This window comes from Kribbella albertanoniae (assembly GCF_004348455.1).
GTDB classification, from domain to species: domain Bacteria; phylum Actinomycetota; class Actinomycetes; order Propionibacteriales; family Kribbellaceae; genus Kribbella; species Kribbella albertanoniae.
Genome location: NZ_SMKA01000554.1, coordinates 1 through 900 on the forward strand (window position 1 = coordinate 1; position 900 = coordinate 900).

The 900-nt window shown below is 69.0% G+C and carries 1 protein-coding gene; it reads left to right on the plus strand.

Annotated features, from left to right (window positions below; genetic code table 11):
• Positions 1–72: 72 nt before the first annotated feature.
• Entirely contained in the window at positions 73–744 is a 672-nt protein-coding gene (locus E1261_RS44940) for a hypothetical protein (protein ID WP_132416510.1), read from the plus strand.
• Positions 745–900: the final 156 nt, after the last annotated feature.

Here is a 900-nt window from a genome sequence, read left to right on the forward strand (position 1 = left end):
GTTTGGCGGTGCAGGGGGGCGGTGGTTGCGGCTGGGTTGCCTTGTGCTCGGCCGTTGACCGGGGTGAGTGTGGTGGACGGGCGGGCGGTGCATGCGGAGGAGTGGGTGCCTGGTGGTGAGGTTGCTCGCGGCAACGATGCTGGTACGGCGAAGCGCTCGGCGCGACTGTATTCCGCGGTCATGGAGGTGACCCGGCGGCTCCAACATCCGCCGCCGCTGCCTAATCCGGAGTGGGTGCGCTGGGATCACGACGGCCCGGGCGAGTGGCCGCCGAACGCGGTTCACGACACGAGGCCGGGTGCGGATTCGTTGCGGGCGGATCTGGTGGCGATCGCCACTCGGGCGCGAAAGCGGTTGCTGAAGGCCGGGTCGATGCGACGTATGCTCGGTCACGCGGACTGGGAAGCCCAGAACCTGCGATGGCACGGGCACACGCCATACGTCGTACATGATTGGGACAGCGTCGCGTGGTTGCCGGAGCCCGCGCTGGTTGGCGCTGCTGCGGGCGCCTTCGCCAGCACTGAGGTTCCGACGCTCGCCCCGCTGGCCAGTTCGGAGGCGTTTCTCGTTGCCTATCAGGAGGAACGGGAGTTCACGCCCGACGAGCTGGAGGTCGCCTGGGCCGCAAGTCTCTGGCCGGCCCTCCACAACGCCCGCGCCGAAATCCTCTGGAACCATCCCCCAGTAGCCCTGACCGCCGTACTCGACCAAGCCGAGTCCCGCCTCCACCAAGCCGCCGCCTAACCGCCCATCCACGAGCCCCCAGCTCGATGGGTATCCGGCTCCTGTGCTGGATGTGTGGGTGTCTTGTACGGCGACGCTGGTGGCGGCGCGCTCGGATGCGGCCGCGAACCTACGGCAGTGGTTGCTCGCCACGGCGGCCGGCGTACAGAGGGGGCT